At 56.4% G+C, this 17,616-nt stretch carries 16 protein-coding genes; 4 read left to right on the top strand and 12 right to left on the bottom strand.

The annotated features are described in order from the left end of the window. Positions 1 to 58 precede the first annotated feature (58 nt). The 3 genes from kdgA to zwf all read right to left on the bottom strand — a co-directional run bounded on the left by kdgA (position 59) and on the right by zwf (position 4,260). Positions 59 to 700: a bifunctional 4-hydroxy-2-oxoglutarate aldolase/2-dehydro-3-deoxy-phosphogluconate aldolase gene (gene kdgA, locus INF61_RS07330; RefSeq protein WP_193547653.1), complete on the bottom strand. Its 642-nt coding sequence runs from the start codon at positions 698 to 700 to the stop codon at positions 59 to 61. A 39-nt stretch (positions 701 to 739) separates the two neighbouring features. Further along, positions 740 to 2,551 carry a phosphogluconate dehydratase gene (gene edd, locus INF61_RS07325; protein WP_017384346.1) on the bottom strand — a complete coding sequence of 604 codons (1,812 nt, stop codon included), beginning with the start codon at positions 2,549 to 2,551 and terminating at the stop codon, positions 740 to 742. Positions 2,552 to 2,784: 233 nt separating this feature from the next. After that, positions 2,785 to 4,260 carry a glucose-6-phosphate dehydrogenase gene (gene zwf, locus INF61_RS07320; RefSeq protein WP_003859771.1) on the bottom strand — a complete coding sequence of 492 codons (1,476 nt, stop codon included), beginning with the start codon at positions 4,258 to 4,260 and terminating at the stop codon, positions 2,785 to 2,787. A 356-nt stretch (positions 4,261 to 4,616) separates the two neighbouring features. Here zwf and INF61_RS07315 point away from each other — a divergent pair, with 356 nt between their 5' ends. Beyond that, positions 4,617 to 5,486 carry a MurR/RpiR family transcriptional regulator gene (locus INF61_RS07315; protein ID WP_003859769.1) on the top strand — a complete coding sequence of 290 codons (870 nt, stop codon included), beginning with the start codon at positions 4,617 to 4,619 and terminating at the stop codon, positions 5,484 to 5,486. A gap of 114 nt (positions 5,487 to 5,600) precedes the next feature. Then, positions 5,601 to 7,043 (top strand): pyruvate kinase, encoded by a 1,443-nt coding sequence (pyk, locus tag INF61_RS07310; protein ID WP_003859767.1) that lies wholly within the window; start codon positions 5,601 to 5,603, stop codon positions 7,041 to 7,043. A 43-nt stretch (positions 7,044 to 7,086) separates the two neighbouring features. On the opposite strand, the gene lpxM is transcribed toward pyk, so the two are convergent. The 3 genes from lpxM to znuA form a co-directional block, all read right to left on the bottom strand. Next, positions 7,087 to 8,058 carry a lauroyl-Kdo(2)-lipid IV(A) myristoyltransferase gene (lpxM, locus tag INF61_RS07305; protein WP_015570283.1) on the bottom strand — a complete coding sequence of 324 codons (972 nt, stop codon included), beginning with the start codon at positions 8,056 to 8,058 and terminating at the stop codon, positions 7,087 to 7,089. Positions 8,059 to 8,175: 117 nt separating this feature from the next. Beyond that, positions 8,176 to 9,495: a murein DD-endopeptidase MepM gene (gene mepM / locus INF61_RS07300; RefSeq protein WP_003859762.1), complete on the bottom strand. Its 1,320-nt coding sequence runs from the start codon at positions 9,493 to 9,495 to the stop codon at positions 8,176 to 8,178. Positions 9,496 to 9,510: 15 nt separating this feature from the next. Next, positions 9,511 to 10,455, bottom strand: a complete 945-nt coding sequence (gene znuA / locus INF61_RS07295; RefSeq protein ID WP_026080689.1) for a zinc ABC transporter substrate-binding protein ZnuA — start codon at positions 10,453 to 10,455, stop codon at positions 9,511 to 9,513. Positions 10,456 to 10,532: 77 nt separating this feature from the next. Between znuA and znuC the strand changes: the two genes are divergently transcribed. Together znuC and znuB are read left to right on the top strand one after the other, a co-directional pair. Further along, positions 10,533 to 11,288 (top strand): zinc ABC transporter ATP-binding protein ZnuC, encoded by a 756-nt coding sequence (znuC, locus tag INF61_RS07290; RefSeq protein WP_017384350.1) that lies wholly within the window; start codon positions 10,533 to 10,535, stop codon positions 11,286 to 11,288. Then, positions 11,285 to 12,070: a zinc ABC transporter permease subunit ZnuB gene (znuB, locus tag INF61_RS07285; RefSeq protein WP_193547652.1), complete on the top strand. Its 786-nt coding sequence runs from the start codon at positions 11,285 to 11,287 to the stop codon at positions 12,068 to 12,070. Before znuC ends, znuB begins: the two co-directional genes overlap by 4 nt. A 52-nt stretch (positions 12,071 to 12,122) precedes the next feature. Here the strand turns inward: znuB and ruvB are convergent, their stop codons facing one another. The 6 genes from ruvB to aspS all read right to left on the bottom strand — a co-directional run bounded on the left by ruvB (position 12,123) and on the right by aspS (position 17,378). Then, positions 12,123 to 13,133: a Holliday junction branch migration DNA helicase RuvB gene (gene ruvB / locus INF61_RS07280; protein WP_193547651.1), complete on the bottom strand. Its 1,011-nt coding sequence runs from the start codon at positions 13,131 to 13,133 to the stop codon at positions 12,123 to 12,125. An 8-nt stretch (positions 13,134 to 13,141) separates the two neighbouring features. Then, positions 13,142 to 13,756 carry a Holliday junction branch migration protein RuvA gene (gene ruvA / locus INF61_RS07275; RefSeq protein WP_003859751.1) on the bottom strand — a complete coding sequence of 205 codons (615 nt, stop codon included), beginning with the start codon at positions 13,754 to 13,756 and terminating at the stop codon, positions 13,142 to 13,144. 80 nt (positions 13,757 to 13,836) lie between these two features. Beyond that, on the bottom strand, positions 13,837 to 14,358 hold the full coding sequence (gene ruvC / locus INF61_RS07270) for a crossover junction endodeoxyribonuclease RuvC (RefSeq protein ID WP_003859749.1): 522 nt from the start codon (positions 14,356 to 14,358) through the stop codon (positions 13,837 to 13,839). Positions 14,359 to 14,392: 34 nt separating this feature from the next. After that, positions 14,393 to 15,133, bottom strand: coding sequence for a YebC/PmpR family DNA-binding transcriptional regulator (locus tag INF61_RS07265; RefSeq protein WP_003859747.1), 741 nt, complete (start codon positions 15,131 to 15,133; stop codon positions 14,393 to 14,395). Positions 15,134 to 15,160: 27 nt separating this feature from the next. After that, positions 15,161 to 15,604, bottom strand: a complete 444-nt coding sequence (gene nudB / locus INF61_RS07260) for a dihydroneopterin triphosphate diphosphatase (RefSeq protein ID WP_006811037.1) — start codon at positions 15,602 to 15,604, stop codon at positions 15,161 to 15,163. A 1-nt stretch (position 15,605) separates the two neighbouring features. Next, entirely contained in the window at positions 15,606 to 17,378 is a 1,773-nt protein-coding gene (aspS, locus tag INF61_RS07255; protein WP_017384352.1) for an aspartate--tRNA ligase, read from the bottom strand. Between the last annotated feature and the right edge of the window lie 238 nt (positions 17,379 to 17,616).

The raw sequence follows: 17,616 nt of genomic DNA, 5'->3' as shown, positions 1-17,616 counted from the left end.
GCCCGTTTTAACTGTCTGGCTGGCCGGGTTAGGCGCAGCCGACACCCGGCAAACAAACTTACTGTTTCGCGCCTTCTACCGCTTCGCGAGCCAGTTTAGTGATGCGATCCCAGTCGCCTGCTTCCAGCGCATCCGCCGGAACCAGCCAGGAGCCGCCGATGCACAGCACGCTTTTCAGCGCCAGATAGTCACGGTAGTTGGCCGGAGAGATGCCGCCCGTTGGGCAGAAACGCACCTGGGAGAATGGGCCCGCAATGGCCTGCAACGCTTTGGTGCCGCCGTTCGCTTCAGCCGGGAAGAATTTCAACTCTTTCAAGCCGTAGTCCATGCCCAGCATCAGTTCAGAAACGGTGCTGATACCCGGGATCAGCGGAATAGAACCTTCGGTTGCGGCTTTCAGTAGCGGCTCAGTCAGCCCCGGGCTGATGGCAAACTGTGCGCCCGCTTCGGTCACTTCCGCCAGCTGCTGCGCATTCAGAACCGTACCGGCACCAATGATCGCTTCCGGCACTTCTTTGGCGATAGCACGGATCGCATCCATCGCACAGGCGGTACGCAGGGTCACTTCCAGAACGCGAACGCCACCCGCAACCAGCGCCTTCGCCATTGGGACAGCGTGCTCCAGTTTGTTTACCACAATAACCGGCACGACAGGGCCAGTGGTCAGGATTGCTTCTGCACTTGTTTTCCAGTTTTTCATCAGAGTTTTCTCTCGCCAGATCGTTAAAATCAAGTCGTCTTAAAACGTAATACAGGTTGCGCCCTGCTCCGCACCGGAGAGTTTCTCACGCAACGCACCAAACATTTCGCGTCCGGTACCCACGCGTGACGCGCTCAGGTCAGGAATATGTGGCTGACGCGCCGCCAGCTCTGCTTCATCCACCAACAGGGTTAACTCGCCTGTCTGACCGTTAACGCGGATCATGTCACCATCACGCACTTTCGCCAGCAGGCCGCCGTCGTAGGCTTCCGGGGTGACATGAATCGCTGAAGGCACTTTACCGGATGCCCCTGAAAGGCGTCCATCGGTTACCAGTGCGATTTTGAAACGGCGGTCCAATAATACACCAAGCGGCGGCATAAGTTTATGTAATTCTGGCATCCCGTTCGCTTTTGGTCCCTGATGACGCACCACGACCACACAGTCTTTATCAAGCAGACCCGCGTCAAAGGCAGGTAAAACGTCGTGCTGGCTTTCAAACACCACCGCCGGGGCTTCAATAACCTGATTCTCTTCCGGCACGGCAGAGGTTTTCATCACGGCACGTCCAAGGTTACCGCTCAGCACTTTGGTGCCGCCGTGAGGAGAGAACGGCTGTTCGAAGGTTGCGATAACCTGAGGATCGAGCGAGTCGCTCGCCCCTTCGCGCCAGTCCAGCTCACCGTTGTTCAGCCAGGGTTCAAGGGTATAGCGATGCAGGCCAAAGCCCGCCACCGTGTTGACATCCTCATGCAGCAGGCCGCCTTTCAGCAGCTCGCGCATCAGCACCGGCACGCCGCCCGCGGCCTGGAAGTGGTTGATGTCCGCCGGACCGTTCGGGTACAGACGCGCCATCAGCGGTACCACGGAGGAGATATCGGAGAAGTCATCCCAGTTGATCAGAATGCCCGCCGCGCGCGCCATCGCGACAAGGTGCATGGTATGGTTGGTTGAACCGCCGGTCGCCAACAGGGCGACAATCCCGTTTACGATGACTTTTTCATCCACCATTTTGCCCATTGGCATCCACTCGTTGCCGTTACCGGTCAGGCGCGTCACCTGACGGGCTGCGGCTTCGGTCAGCGCTTTACGCAGTGGCGCATCCGGCTGGATGAACGACGAGCCCGGCAGCTGCATACCCATAAACTCCACGACCATCTGGTTGGTGTTGGCCGTACCGTAGAACGTACAGGTGCCCGGCGCATGATAGGACGCGGCTTCTGCTTCCAGCAGCGCCTGACGGTCCGCTTTTCCTTCGGCATACAGCTGGCGGATACGGACTTTTTCCTTGTTTGGCAGACCACTAGCCATCGGGCCTGACGGCACAAAAATCGCTGGCAGATGGCCAAACGACAGCGCGGCCATCACCAGCCCCGGGACGATTTTGTCGCACACGCCCAGATAGAGCGCGCCATCAAACATGTTGTGAGAGAGGCCCACTGCCGCCGACATGGCGATCACTTCGCGGCTCAGCAAGGACAGCTCCATACCGTCCTGGCCCTGGGTTACGCCATCACACATGGCCGGCACGCCGCCTGCAACCTGGCCCACCGCGTTCACGCTGTGCAGCGCATTGCGGATGATAGCCGGGTAGGCCTCATACGGCTGGTGGGCTGAAAGCATGTCGTTATAGGAGGTAATGATGGCGATATTGTTACGCAACATGCTTTTCAGCGCGTCTTTATCACCAGGCTGGCAGGCCGCAAAGCCGTGGGCCAGATTCCCGCAGGCCAGCTGAGAGCGATGGACAGTTTCACTCTTCGCCTGTTCGATGCGGGCAAGGTAGGCAGCACGGGTCTCTTTCGAGCGTTCAACGATGCGTTGTGTTACGCGTAACAATGTCGGATTCATAAAAGCTCCTCTAATTTATCTGTCCAGGCTCGGGAGTTTACACAGTTTCTGACGGTTGTTAACAACGCTGAAACGCCTGATATCCGGAGCACAGGGGCAAAATGTCTGAAGGGAGTGTAATAAAAAAAGCTCCGCGGGTGAATCCACGCGGAGCTTAAAAGATAAAAATTATGCCACTTGCTGTGTTAGATCATGTTACCGGTAAAATAACACCTTTGGGCTAGAGAACGTGGTTATTCAAACTCGTTCCAGGAGCGGCCATCACGGGTGATCATCGCAACGGAGGCGACAGGTCCCCAGGTTCCCGCCTGATACGGTTTTGGCGCGTCCTGATCGGCTGCCCACGCTTCGGTGATGGAGTCGACCCACTTCCACGCTTCTTCCACTTCATCGCGGCGGACGAACAGCGCCTGGATACCACGCATGGTTTCCAGCAACAAACGCTCGTAAGCATCGGCGAGATGCGTCTGGTTGAAGGTTTCAGAGTAGCTCAGGTCCAGCTTGGTAGTTTGCAGGTTGTGTTTGTGATCAAGGCCCGGCACTTTATTCAGGATCTGAATATCCACACCCTCGTCCGGTTGCAGACGGATGGTCAGTTTGTTCTGCGGCAGTTCCTGCCAGGATTCTTTGAACAGGTTCAGTTCCGGATTTTTGAAGTAGACCACCACTTCGGAGCATTTTGCCGGCAGACGTTTACCGGTACGCAGGTAGAACGGCACACCGGCCCAGCGCCAGTCGTCGATATCCACACGGATCGCCACAAACGTCTCGGTGTTGCTGGACTTGTTCGCGCCCTCTTCTTCCAGATAGCCAGGAACTTTTTTCCCCTGGGCAAAACCTGCGGTGTACTGGCCGCGCACGGTTTTCTCACGCACGTTGGAGCGGTCAATACGGCGCAGTGATTTCAGCACTTTCACTTTGGCATCACGAATGCTGTCGGCCGTCAGATCTGACGGTGGAGACATGGCAATCATGCACAGAATTTGCAGCAGATGGTTCTGGATCATGTCCCGCATCTGGCCGGCCTGGTCGAAGTAGCCCCAACGGCCTTCGATGCCCACCTCTTCCGCCACGGTAATTTCCACGTGGTCGATAGTGCGGTTGTCCCAGTTGTTCACAAACAGGGAGTTGGCAAAACGCAGCGCCAGCAGGTTCAATACCGTCTCTTTGCCCAGATAGTGGTCAATACGGTAAACCTGACACTCCTCAAAGAACTCGCCCACCTGGTCGTTGATTTCACGCGAGGTCGCCAGCGACGTACCCAGCGGTTTCTCCATTACCACGCGCGCCGGTTTGGCGTTCAGCTTCGCCTCGCCCAGACCTTTGCAGATGGCGCCGAAGGTGCTTGGCGGCATCGCGAAATAGTTAATAGTGACACGATTTTCCTGGTCAAGCATTTCACCCAGACGGGTAAAGGCGCCTACATCGTTGACGTCCAGGTTGCAGAAATCGAGACGCCCGCTCAGCTTATCCCAAAGGCTTTCATCGATTTTCTCTTTCATGAACGTTTCGAGCGCCTCGCGCACGACTTTGGTATAAGCCTCCTTATCCCAGTCTGCGCGCCCTACCCCAAGGATTCGGGTGTCGGGATGGATCTGGCCCGCTTTTTCGAGCTGATACAGGGAAGGCAGCAATTTTCGGCGTGCAAGATCGCCTTTCGCGCCGAAAATGACCAGGTCACATGCCTGGGCTGTTTGCGTTACCGCCATGTCATTCTCCTCAGTTAGATCGCCTGGTACTCTGCCAGGTATCGTTGTAATTTTATTACAATGCACTGTACTGCTTTTACGCGTTTCCTGAAACCATTAGCGCTTAACGTCGCGTGCGATACGGTGATTTTTCGTCGCCCGGGCCATTACGCCCGTCTGATGACGCAACAAACGTCGATTCTTTGCGCAACAGGGTTAGAGCAAAACCCGACGTCGATCAAGTAATGAAAAAAAACAACAACATTTCTTGTCGACGATTACCCTTTCGGGAGTCCCGGGGGTAATATCGGCTAAATCGAATCAAGATTTCATCTCTTTATGAAATCGTTTATGCCCTCATGAGCGTCTTGTTAACAATGAACATGCTGGAAAAAATCCAGTTTCAACTGGAACACCTTAGCAAATCCGAGCGCAAAGTGGCTGAAGTTATTCTCGCCGCGCCCGCTCAGGCGATTCATTCAAGCATCGCCGCTCTGGCACAGGAATCGGGCGTCAGCGAACCGACGGTCAATCGATTCTGTCGTAGTCTGGACACGCGCGGTTTTCCTGATTTTAAACTGCATCTGGCCCAAAGTCTGGCAAACGGCACCCCGTATGTTAATCGCAATGTAGATGAAGACGACAGCGTTGATGCTTACACCGCAAAAATATTTGAATCGGCTATGGCCACGCTCGACCACGTTCGCCAGTCTCTGGACATGAGTTCAGTGAATCGCGCGGTCGATCTTCTCACGCAGGCCAAACGGATTGCCTTCTTTGGCCTTGGCTCGTCCGCCGCCGTGGCGCATGACGCCATGAATAAGTTCTTTCGCTTTAACGTGCCGGTGATTTACTCCGATGACATTGTGCTGCAACGCATGAGCTGTATGAATTGTAGTGAAGATGATGTCGTGGTACTCATCTCCCATACGGGCCGCACCAAGAGCCAGGTGGAGCTGGCGCAGCTCGCGCGTGACAACGATGCGATGGTCATCGCCCTGACGACGGCAGGTACGCCGCTGGCCAGGGAAGCGACGCTCGCTATTACCCTGGACGTACCGGAGGACACCGACATGTACATGCCGATGGTCTCCCGCCTGGCGCAGTTGACGGTCATCGACGTGCTGGCGACCGGTTTTACCTTACGCCGGGGCGCAAAATTCCGGGATAACTTGAAGCGGGTCAAGGAAGCCCTGAAAGAATCGCGTTTTGATAAAGAATTGCTTATAAAGAGCGATGTTCCCTAATAACTACGATGTACGATTTACGGCATTCGGTCCCCTCGCTACTGCCTTGCGATAGATGAAGGCCGATTCTATGTTCACGCAACACCAAAGTTGTTTCAGTCAACGGAGTATTACATGTCCAGAAGGCTTCGCAGAACCAAGATCGTCACCACCTTAGGCCCGGCCACCGACCGCGATAATAACCTCGAAAAGATTATCGCCGCGGGTGCCAACGTGGTGCGCATGAACTTCTCTCACGGTACGCCAGAAGACCATAAATTACGTGCCGACAAAGTGCGTGAAATCGCAGCTAAACTGGGCCGCCATGTTGCTATCCTCGGTGACCTGCAAGGTCCAAAAATCCGCGTATCGACCTTTAAAGAAGGCAAAGTCTTCCTCAACATCGGCGATAAATTCCTGCTGGATGCCAACCTGAGCAAAGGCGAAGGCGATAAGGAAAAAGTGGGTATCGACTACAAAGGTCTGCCTGCTGACGTTGTGCCTGGCGACATCCTGCTGCTGGACGACGGACGCGTACAGCTGAAAGTGCTGGAAGTTCAGGGTATGAAGGTATTCACCGAAGTGACCGTCGGCGGCCCGCTCTCCAACAACAAAGGCATCAACAAACTCGGCGGTGGCCTGTCTGCCGAAGCGCTGACCGATAAAGACAAAGCGGATATCGTGACCGCAGCACAGATCGGCGTGGATTATCTGGCCGTCTCCTTCCCGCGCTGCGGCGAAGATCTGAACTATGCTCGCCGCCTGGCGCGCGATGCAGGCTGCGATGCGAAAATCGTTGCGAAAGTGGAACGCGCTGAAGCGGTCTGCGATCAGGACGCGATGGACGACGTGATCCTGGCGTCTGACGTGGTGATGGTTGCCCGTGGTGACCTGGGCGTGGAAATTGGCGACCCTGAACTGGTCGGTATCCAGAAAGCGCTGATCCGTCGCGCGCGTCAGCTGAACCGCGCGGTGATCACCGCCACCCAGATGATGGAATCCATGATCACCAACCCAATGCCAACCCGTGCGGAAGTCATGGACGTGGCGAACGCCGTGCTGGATGGTACCGATGCGGTGATGCTGTCAGCGGAAACCGCGGCAGGTCAGTATCCGGCAGAAACCGTGGCCGCCATGGCGCGCGTGTGCCTGGGTGCAGAGAAGATCCCAAGCATTAACGTCTCCAAGCACCGCCTGGATATCCAGTTCGACAATGTGGAAGAAGCGATTGCGATGTCTGCGATGTACGCAGCCAACCACCTGAAAGGGGTCACGGCGATCATCACCATGACCGAATCTGGCCGTACCGCGCTAATGACGTCCCGTATCAGCTCCGGTCTGCCGATCTTCGCCATGTCCCGTCACGAGCGTACGCTGAACCTGACGGCGCTGTATCGCGGCGTGACGCCAGTATACTTCGACAGCACCAACGACGGCGTGGCCGCCGCGCACGATGCCGTGAACCTGCTGCGCGACAAAGGTTATCTGGTATCCGGTGATATCGTTATCGTGACGCAGGGTGACGTGATGAGCACCATCGGCTCAACCAATACCACCCGCGTACTGACCGTAGAGTAAGCTCCAATCCCCTCTCCCCTAAGGGGAGAGGGGTGAAGGTTTCCTATTTCTTCGGGAAAAGCTCTTTACGCTTGTACGGCTCTGTTTCGCCAGGTTTACGCGTTTTGAGCAGCTTCAGGATCCACGTATATTGCTCCTTATGCGGCCCCACCAGCACCTCCACCTCTTCATTCATGCGACGTGCGATGGTGTGATCGTCTGCGGTCAGCAGATCGTCCATCGGCGGACGTACCTCAATGCTCAGGCGATGCGTTTTACCGTCATAAACCGGGAACAGTGGGATCACGCGGGCGCGGCAGACTTTCATCAGGCGACCAATCGCGGGTAGCGTGGCTTTATAGGTTGCGAAGAAATCGACAAACTCGCTGTGTTCCGGGCCGTGGTCCTGATCGGGCAGATAGTAGCCCCAGTAACCCTGACGTACCGACTGAATGAAAGGCTTAATGCCATCGTTTCGGGCGTGCAAACGCCCGCCAAAGCGACGGCGCACGGTATTCCAGACGAAGTCGTAGATTTTGTTTCCCTGATTATGGAACATCGCCGCCATTTTCTGGCCCTGCGACGCCATTAACATCGCCGGAATGTCTACCCCCCAGCCGTGCGGCACCAGGAAAATCACCTTTTCATCATTGCGACGCATCTCGTCGATGATCTCCAGCCCTTTCCAGTCAACGCGTTCGACGATCTTCTCCGGCCCTTTCAGCGCCAGTTCCGCCATCATCGCCATGGCCTGTGGCGCGGTGGTATACATGTCATCAATGATTGCTTCGCGTTCGGCGTCGCTTTTATCCGGAAAACAGTACAACAGATTTATTTGCGCGCGGCGGCGTGCGCTTTTACCTAAGCGCCCTGCCAGGCGCCCCACTTTGCCGAGCACCGGATCGCGGAGGGAAGCAGGTAGCAACGCCATGCCAGCAAACGCGTATACGCCAAGCCAGGCGCCCCAGTTACGCGGGTGGCGAAAAGATTTTTCAAACTCGGGAATGTACTCAATATTGTTTTTTTTGGTTTCCATGCGGGTTCCAGGGTCTGGTGACGCAAAAATATATTCGGATAGTGTAGCGAGGCTGCCGCCCGCGCACAAAAGAAAAAGCCGGCGCATACTGACGCCGGCTTTTTAAATCAGGAGAGCTTAGTCGAAGCGCAGCTGCGGCATCACCTCTTTCACCTGCGCCAGGTAATCTTTGCGATCTTTGCCGGTCAGCCCTTCGGTGCGCGGCAGTTTCGCCGTCAGCGGGTTAACCGCCTGCTGGTTGATCCACACTTCGTAGTGCAGGTGCGGCCCCGTCGACCGGCCGGTGTTACCGGACAGCGCGATGCGATCGCCACGTTTCACTTTCTGGCCCGGTTTGACCAGCAGTTTACGCAGGTGCATGTAGCGGGTGGTGTACGTACGACCGTGACGAATAGCAACGTAGTAGCCAGCAGCACCGCTGCGTTTCGCCATGACCACTTCACCATCCCCTACCGCCAGCACTGGCGTGCCCTGCGGCATGGCGAAGTCAACGCCACGGTGCGGCGCTACGCGGCCAGTTACCGGGTTCAGACGACGCGGGTTAAAGTTGGAGGAGACGCGGAACTGTTTCGCCGTTGGGAAACGCAGGAAGCCTTTTGCCAGACCCGTACCGCTGCGGTCATAGAACTTACCGTCTTCCGCGCGAATAGCGTAGTAGTCTTTGCCGTCTGAACGCAGACGAACGCCCACCAGCTGGCTCTGCTCGCGCTTACCGTCCAGCATTTCGCGGGACATCAGGACAGAGAACTGATCGCCTTTTTTCAGTTTGCGGAAATCCATCTGCCACTGCATGGCTTTGATCACCGAGCTGATTTCAGCGCTGGTCAGGCCGGCATCGCGTGCGCTGGAAACAAAGCTGCCGCCGACGGTCCCTTTCATGACGCTGTTAACCCAGTCGCCCTGCTGCAATTCGCTGGTCATTTTGAAACCGTTTGCAGTGCGATCGTAGGTGCGGGTTTCGCGACGGGACATCTCCCAGGTCAGACGTTGCAGATCGCCGTCGGGCGTTAGGGTCCAGGAAAGCTGCTGACCAATTTTCAGGTTACGCAGCTCTTTATCGGATGCGGCGAGCTGGCTGATGTTGCCCATGTCGATACCGTACTGGTTCAGGACGCTGCTCAGCGTATCGCCAGTAGAAACAACATATTCATGAATGCCGGCTTCATTCTGGATCTTGTCATCCAGCTCATCCTGGGGAATCGCTTCATCTTCCTGAGCGGCCTGATCGATAGGCTCGCTGGCCTCAGGCAGCAGAGAGCGGATCTCGCTCTTCTCCAGTTCGATGGTTTTAATGATTGGGGCGGAACTCGGGTGGTAAACATAGGGCCGCCAGACGGCGACCGCTAATGTGAGAACTGTAAGCGACCCCAGCATAACGCGGTGGGGTCGAGGCAGATTGTTAAATGCCAGGGCGACAGAGCGGGCTATCTGTTGCACGTATTCACTTCCTCGTTAATCTCCTTTCAGGCAGCTCGCATACTGATTCGCCAGTTGGCTGAGGAACTGCGAATAGCTCGCTTTGCTCAACTGGATGTTCGTACCTAGCGGGTCAAGGGTTCCCATGCGCACGGATGTTCCCCTGGCCACGGCTTCTACGACCGCTGGCCTGAACTGTGGCTCAGCAAAAACGCATGTCGCTTTTTGCTCAACCAACTGTGTTCTGATTTCATGTAAACGCTGCGCACCAGGCTGAATTTCAGGGTTGACGGTAAAATGCCCCAGCGGGGTCAGACCGTAATGTTTCTCGTAATACCCGTAGGCATCATGAAAAACGAAGTACCCTTTTCCTTTAAGCGGTGCGAGCTCGTTACCCACCTGTTTGTCGGTTGCAGCTAATTGAGCCTCAAAATCCTTCAGGTTGGCGTCGAGTTTGATTCGACTTTGCGGCATAAGTTCCACTAATTTGTCGTGGATTGCAACCGCTGTAAGCCGCGCTATCTCTGGGGAGAGCCAGAGATGCATGTTGTATTCGCCGTGATGGTGATGGTCGTCACCTTTTTCACCGTGAGCATGGTCGTGGTCGTGTTCGTCACCCTCGTCCTCAGCTCCTTTCATGAGTAACGGTTTCACGCCGGACAGCCCGGCAATCGTCACCTGTTTCTCAGCGGCAAGCTGACTGGCTGACTTCTGCATGAACGCTTCCATCTCAGGACCAATCCAGACGACTAAGTCCGCGTTCTGTAAGCGTTTTACATCAGATGGACGCAGGGAATAATCATGCTCGGAAGCACCATCAGGCAGCAGAACCTGGGTCTCAGTGACCCCATCCGCGATGGCAGAGGCGATAAATCCAAGCGGTTTAAGCGAAGCGACAACGGCGGCGTTAACATCTTGTGCTGTTGTACCCCAAAGAGCAGCGGATAAAGCTGCGAAAAGAAGCGTATTTTTCTGTAACATAATGCGACTAATCATCGTAATGAATGCGTGGAATGTGATATTATAACATTCGATGACTTCTGCAAGCTTAAATTGACATGACGACTTTAGTTTCTCTTGAAAATGTTTCGGTCTCATTCGGCCAGCGCCGCGTCCTTTCTGACGTGTCGCTGAATCTGAAGCCCGGCAAAATACTCACGCTGCTCGGCCCTAACGGTGCAGGCAAGTCGACGCTGGTACGCGTCGTATTAGGCCTGGTAGCCCCTGACGCAGGTGTTATCGTCCGCCAAGACAAGTTGCGTATCGGCTATGTGCCGCAAAAATTACACCTCGATGCCACCCTGCCCCTGACGGTGAGCCGCTTCCTGCGCCTCCGTCCCGGTACGCGTAAAGCGGATATCCTCCCGGCGCTGAAACGCGTTCAGGCGGGACATCTTGTTGAGGCGCCCTTGCAAAAGCTGTCGGGCGGTGAAACCCAGCGCGTATTACTTGCCCGCGCCCTGCTCAGCAGCCCTCAGCTGCTGGTCCTGGACGAGCCGACGCAGGGTGTTGACGTCAACGGTCAGGTTGCGCTGTACGATCTGATTGACCAGCTCCGTCGGGAGCTAAACTGCGCGGTGCTGATGGTGTCCCATGATCTGCACCTGGTGATGGCCAAAACCGACGAAGTGCTGTGCCTGAACCATCACATTTGTTGTTCCGGCACGCCAGAAGTGGTGTCAATGCATCCGGAATTTATCTCTATGTTTGGCCATCGTGGCGCCGAGCAGCTGGGCATCTATCGTCATAATCACAATCACCGCCATGATTTACAGGGACGAATCGTCCTGCGTCGGGGAAATGGACACTCATGATTGAACTGTTACTGCCCGGCTGGCTGGCCGGGATTATGCTTGCCTGCGCCGCGGGTCCACTCGGCTCGTTTGTCGTCTGGCGCAGAATGTCCTATTTCGGCGATACGCTGGCCCATGCTTCATTGCTGGGTGTGGCGTTTGGTTTGTTACTGGACGTGAACCCGTTTTATGCGGTGATTGTCGTCACGCTGCTGCTGGCTGCCGGTCTGGTCTGGCTGGAAAAACGCCCTCACCTGGCAATTGATACCCTGCTCGGCATTATGGCGCACAGCGCCCTGTCGCTGGGTCTGGTGGTAGTGAGCCTGATGTCAAACATCCGCGTAGATCTGATGGCCTACCTGTTTGGCGATCTGCTGGCCGTCACGCCCGAAGATCTCATTTCCATTGCCATTGGCGTGGCGGTGGTGCTCGGGATCCTGCTGTGGCAGTGGCGGAATTTACTGGCTATGACCGTCAGTCCGGATCTGGCCTTTGTCGATGGCGTGAAGCTTCAGCACGTGAAGCTGCTGTTGATGCTGGTGACGGCGTTAACCATCGGCGTGGCGATGAAATTTGTTGGCGCGCTGATCATCACGTCGCTGCTGATAATTCCTGCCGCCACTGCGCGCCGTTTTGCGCGTACGCCGGAGCAAATGGCCGGTATCGCGGTGATTATCGGAATGATTGCGGTGACGGGCGGGTTAACCTTCTCGGCGTTTTATGACACGCCAGCGGGGCCGTCGGTGGTACTGTGCGCGGCGGTGTTGTTTATTTTCAGTATGATGAAAAAGACCGCGCAGTAGTCAGCATGTCCCCGGTGGCGCTTCGCTTACCGGGGCTACAATTTATCGCTGCTTACGGCAGCGCGGGCGGCGTAATGCCGAAATGATTCCACGCCCGCACCGTTGCCATACGACCACGCGGGGTACGCTGCAAGAAGCCCTGCTGGATCAGATACGGCTCCAGCACGTCCTCGATAGTCTCACGCTCTTCGCCAATTGCCGCCGCCAGGTTATCCAGCCCTACCGGCCCGCCAAAGAACTTATCCAGCACCGCCAGCAGCAGCTTACGGTCCATATAGTCAAAGCCTTCGGCATCGACATTCAGCATATCCAGCGCCTGGGCGGCGATCTTGGCCGATATGGTGCCGTCGTGCTTCACCTCGGCAAAGTCACGCACCCGGCGCAGCAGGCGGTTGGCAATACGCGGCGTACCGCGGGAGCGCTTCGCCACTTCAAACGCCCCCTCTTCGCTCATATCCAGCCCCATGTAGCGCGCGCTGCGCCCTACAATATGCTGAAGGTCGGGCACCTGATAAAACTCAAGACGCTGCACGATACCAAAACGGTCGCGTAGCGGTGAGGTCAGCGAGCCGGCGCGCGTCGTGGCGCCAATCAGGGTAAACGGTGGCAGATCGATTTTGATCGAGCGCGCGGCCGGGCCTTCACCGATCATGATATCCAGCTGGTAATCCTCCATTGCCGGATAGAGCACTTCCTCCACCACCGGCGACAGGCGGTGGATCTCATCGATAAACAGCACGTCATGCGGTTCGAGGTTGGTCAGCATCGCCGCCAGGTCCCCTGCTTTCTCCAGTACCGGGCCGGAGGTGGTACGCAGGTTAACGCCCATTTCATTGGCGACGATATTCGCCAGGGTGGTTTTACCTAACCCCGGCGGACCAAAAATCAGCAGGTGATCGAGCGCATCGCCGCGCAGCTTTGCCGCCTGGATGAAAATCTCCATCTGAGAACGAACCTGCGGCTGGCCGATGTACTCATCCAGCAGTTTGGGACGGATCGCGCGATCCACCACGTCATCTGGCTGAATAGTGCCTGCCGATACCAGGCGGTCTGCTTCAATCATCCTTTACCTCACAATGCAGCGCGCAGCGCTTCACGAATCAGAGTTTCACTGCTGGCATCCGGTTTAGCAATTTTGCTCACCATCCGGCTGGCCTCCTGAGGTTTATAGCCCAGCGCCACCAGCGCGGCAACCGCTTCCTGCTCGGCATCATCATCCGATGCAGGCGCGCCCGGGGAAGTCAGCACCAGATCGGCTGCCGGCGTGAACAGATCGCCATGCAGACCTTTGAAGCGGTCCTTCATCTCGACAATCAGGCGCTCGGCGGTTTTCTTCCCGATGCCCGGAAGTTTAATTAACGCAGCTGGATCTTCACGCTCAACGGCGTTCACAAACTGTGGCGCTGACATACCGGACAGAATCGCCAGGGCCAGCTTCGGCCCGACGCCGTTGGTTTTAATCAATTCGCGGAACAGGGTGCGTTCCTGTTTGTTATTGAAGCCGTACAGCAGCTGAGCGTCTTCACGCACCACAAACTGGGTAAAGACAACCGCCTCTTTGCCCGCCTCCGGCAGCTCGTAGAAGCAGGTCATCGGCATATGGACTTCATAGCCCACGCCACCCACTTCCAGCAGCACTAACGGGGGTTGTTTTTCAATGATGATGCCTCTGAGTCTGCCTATCACGTGACGCTCCTGCGTTCTGGAAGAAATTATCTGCCGACATAATAAAAAAAGGCTGGATAAACATCCAGCCTGATTTGTCATTATCGTAACCTGCCTCGCGCCAGATTGAGCCGCGACTCGCTCATTTGCATCGCATTCTGGCTGACGTGACAGTGGGTAATCGCAATGGCCAGCGCATCGGCGGCGTCAGCCTGCGGGTTCGCAGGGAGCTTCAGCAGGGTACGCACCATGTGCTGCACCTGGCTTTTCTCCGCGCTACCAATGCCCACCACCGTCTGCTTAACCTGACGGGCCGCGTACTCAAACACCGGCAGATCCTGGTTCACGGCGGCAACAATCGCCACGCCGCGCGCCTGACCGAGCTTTAACGCCGAGTCAGCGTTCTTCGCCATAAAGACCTGCTCGATGGCGAAATAGTCCGGCTGAAACTGGGTGATGATCTCCGACACGCCCGCATAGATGAGCTTCAGGCGCGATGGCAGATCGTCCACTTTGGTGCGAATACAGCCGCTGCCGAGGTAGGTTAGCTGGCGTCCCACCTGACGGATAACGCCATAGCCGGTGACGCGTGAGCCGGGGTCAATCCCGAGAATAATCGACATCACGCGTCTCCCGTAAACGGTTTACAGGCTCTCATCAGAGAGTCGCTGCAACCTCATCAGAGATTTCACCGTTGTGATACACTTCCTGCACGTCGTCGCAGTCTTCGAGCATGTCGATCAGACGCAGCAGTTTCGGTGCGGTTTCCGCATCCATGTCCGCTTTGGTAGACGGGATCATGGAGACTTCAGCGTTATCCGCCTTCAGGCCAGCCGCTTCCAGCGCATCGCGCACGGCACCCATCTCTTCCCATGCGGTGTAAACATCAATAGCACCGTCGTCATAGGTCACCACGTCTTCCGCACCGGCTTCCAGCGCCGCTTCCATGATCGCATCTTCGTCGCCTTTCTCGAAGGAGATGACGCCTTTTTTGCTGAACAGGTACGCTACGGAACCGTCAGTGCCCAGGTTGCCGCCGGTTTTGGTGAACGCGTGGCGCACTTCCGCAACGGTACGGTTACGGTTGTCGGACAGACACTCAACCATCACCGCCGTACCGCCAGGACCGTAACCTTCATAAATGATGGTTTCCATGTTCGCGTCTTCATCACCGCCCACGCCACGTGCGATGGCACGGTTCAGGGTGTCACGCGTCATGTTGTTGGACAGGGCTTTATCCACCGCTGCGCGCAGACGTGGGTTAGAGGCCGGATCGCCGCCGCCCAGACGCGCCGCTGTCACCAGCTCACGAATGATTTTGGTAAAGATTTTACCGCGTTTGGCATCCTGTGCCGCTTTGCGGTGTTTGGTGTTGGCCCACTTACTATGACCTGCCATAAAAAGTTCTCCAAAAATCGCGCCTTCTCAGGCAGCGTTAATTACAAATTCTTCAATCGCCTGCCGGTTGCTCCACGACTTGGTCAGTGCGGCGGCATCCGCCGCATTCACCCAGCGGTAGGTCAGGTGTTCCGTGAACACGATCTCCCGCTCATGGGGAAGCGCAAGGCAGAACCACGATTCCGTATTGCGCTCAATGCCCGGTGCATAGCGATGACGTAAATGGCTAAAAATTTCAAACTCCACCGTGCGCTGACAGTCCTTCAGGGTCAGTTGCTCGCGAGCAACATCAATGGCGACCTCTTCCTTTACTTCACGCGCGGCGGCCTGCGGCGCGGTCTCCCCCTCTTCCAGGCTGCCGGTAACCGACTGCCAGAAATCCGGATCGTCGCGCCGCTGCAACATCAGCACCCGCTTCGTGTCTTCTGCATAAATGACCACCAGAACCGAAACGGGACGCTTATATGCCATATCAGTTTTTCTCTTCCTTCTTCACCACCTCAATGCCCAGCTCAGCCAGCGCGGCCGGGTTGGCAAAGCTTGGCGCTTCAGTCATCAGACACGCCGCTGCGGTGGTTTTCGGGAAGGCGATCACATCACGGATGTTGTCGGTGCCGGTCAGCAGCATGGTCAGACGGTCAAGACCGAAGGCCAGACCAGCGTGCGGAGGGGTACCGTACTTCAGGGCGTCCAGCAGGAAGCCAAACTTCTCGCGCTGCTCCTGCTCGTTAATGCCCAGAATGCCGAACACGGTCTGCTGCATTTCACCGCTGTGAATACGCACGGAACCGCCGCCCACTTCGTAGCCGTTGATGACCATATCGTAGGCGTTTGCCACCGCGTCTTCCGGCGCCGCTTTCAGCTCTGCCGCCGTCATCTCTTTTGGCGAGGTGAACGGGTGGTGCATCGCGGTCAGGCCGCCTTCACCGTCATCTTCAAACATCGGGAAGTCGATCACCCACAGCGGCGCCCATTTGCTTTCGTCGGTCAGGTTCAGGTCTTTGCCAAGCTTCAGACGCAGCGCGCCCATCGCATCCGCAACCACTTTCTTGTTGTCTGCGCCGAAGAAGATCATGTCGCCGTCCTGCGCGCCGGTGCGCTCAAGGATCGCTTCCACGATGTCCGCATTCAGGAACTTCGCCACCGGGCTGGTGATGCCTTCCAGACCTTTTGCACGCTCGGTTACTTTAATATAGGCCAGACCTTTCGCGCCGTAGATCTTGATGAAGTTGCCGTAGTCGTCAATCTGCTTACGGCTCAGGGCAGCACCGCCCGGAACGCGCAGGGCAGCCACGCGGCCTTTCGGATCGTTAGCCGGGCCAGCAAAGACCGCGAACTCAACGGCTTTCACCAGGTCTGCCACGTCCACCAGCTCCATCGGGTTACGCAGGTCTGGTTTGTCAGAACCGTAGCGACGCTCGGCTTCCGCGAAGGTCATGACAGGGAAATCGCCCAGCTCAACGCCTTTCACGTCGTTCCACAGGCTACGCACCAGGGCTTCCATCACCTCACGCACCTGCTCAGCGGTCATGAAGGAGGTTTCCACATCGATCTGGGTAAATTCTGGCTGACGGTCAGCGCGCAGGTCTTCGTCGCGGAAGCATTTCACGATCTGATAGTAGCGATCGAAGCCGGACATCATCAGCAGCTGTTTGAAAAGCTGTGGTGACTGCGGCAGCGCGTAGAATTTGCCTTTATGGACGCGGGATGGCACCAGGTAGTCGCGCGCGCCTTCCGGCGTGGCTTTGGTCAGCATCGGGGTTTCGATATCAAGGAAACCGTGGTCATCCATAAAACGGCGCACCAGGCTGGTGATTTTCGCACGGGTTTTCAGGCGCTGAGCCATTTCCGGACGACGCAGATCCAGGTAGCGGTATTTCAGACGCGCTTCTTCGGTGTTGACGTGGTTGGAGTCCAGCGGCAACGCTTCCGCGCGGTTGATGATCGTCAGATCGGACGCCAGCACTTCGATAGCGCCGGTCGCCATGTCGGCGTTGACGTTTTTCTCGTCACGCGCACGCACGGTGCCCGTCACCTGAATGCAGAACTCATTGCGCAGCTCAGAAGCCAGCTTCAACGCATCAGCGCGATCCGGATCGAAGAACACCTGAACGATACCTTCGCGGTCACGCATATCAATAAAGATAAGGCTACCAAGATCGCGACGACGATTGACCCAACCACACAGGGTGACCTGCTGCCCGACGTGGGACTGACGCAGCTGCCCGCAATATTCTGTACGCATGAGATATCCCTTAATTAGCCGCAGGCTGATTGTCGCCTGTCTCGCAGGCTACGATGTCGCAGCTTTCTGTATGTCACAACTGGATGAAAAAAGGCGGCTATTATACTGGAAATTCTGCCGCACGATAAGAGCGAAGCACGGCCTGACGCGCGTTTGCTGAACTCTTATTGCCTATTCTCACAAAAATTAACAAAATTATCCGACCGATAACAGGCCATCACGTCGTAAGGTGTAGGAA

Origin of the sequence: Enterobacter cloacae complex sp. P18RS, from assembly GCF_014982105.1 — a bacterium.
Classification (GTDB): domain Bacteria; phylum Pseudomonadota; class Gammaproteobacteria; order Enterobacterales; family Enterobacteriaceae; genus Enterobacter; species Enterobacter hormaechei_C.
This window is presented reverse-complemented; position numbering and strand designations above follow the sequence as displayed.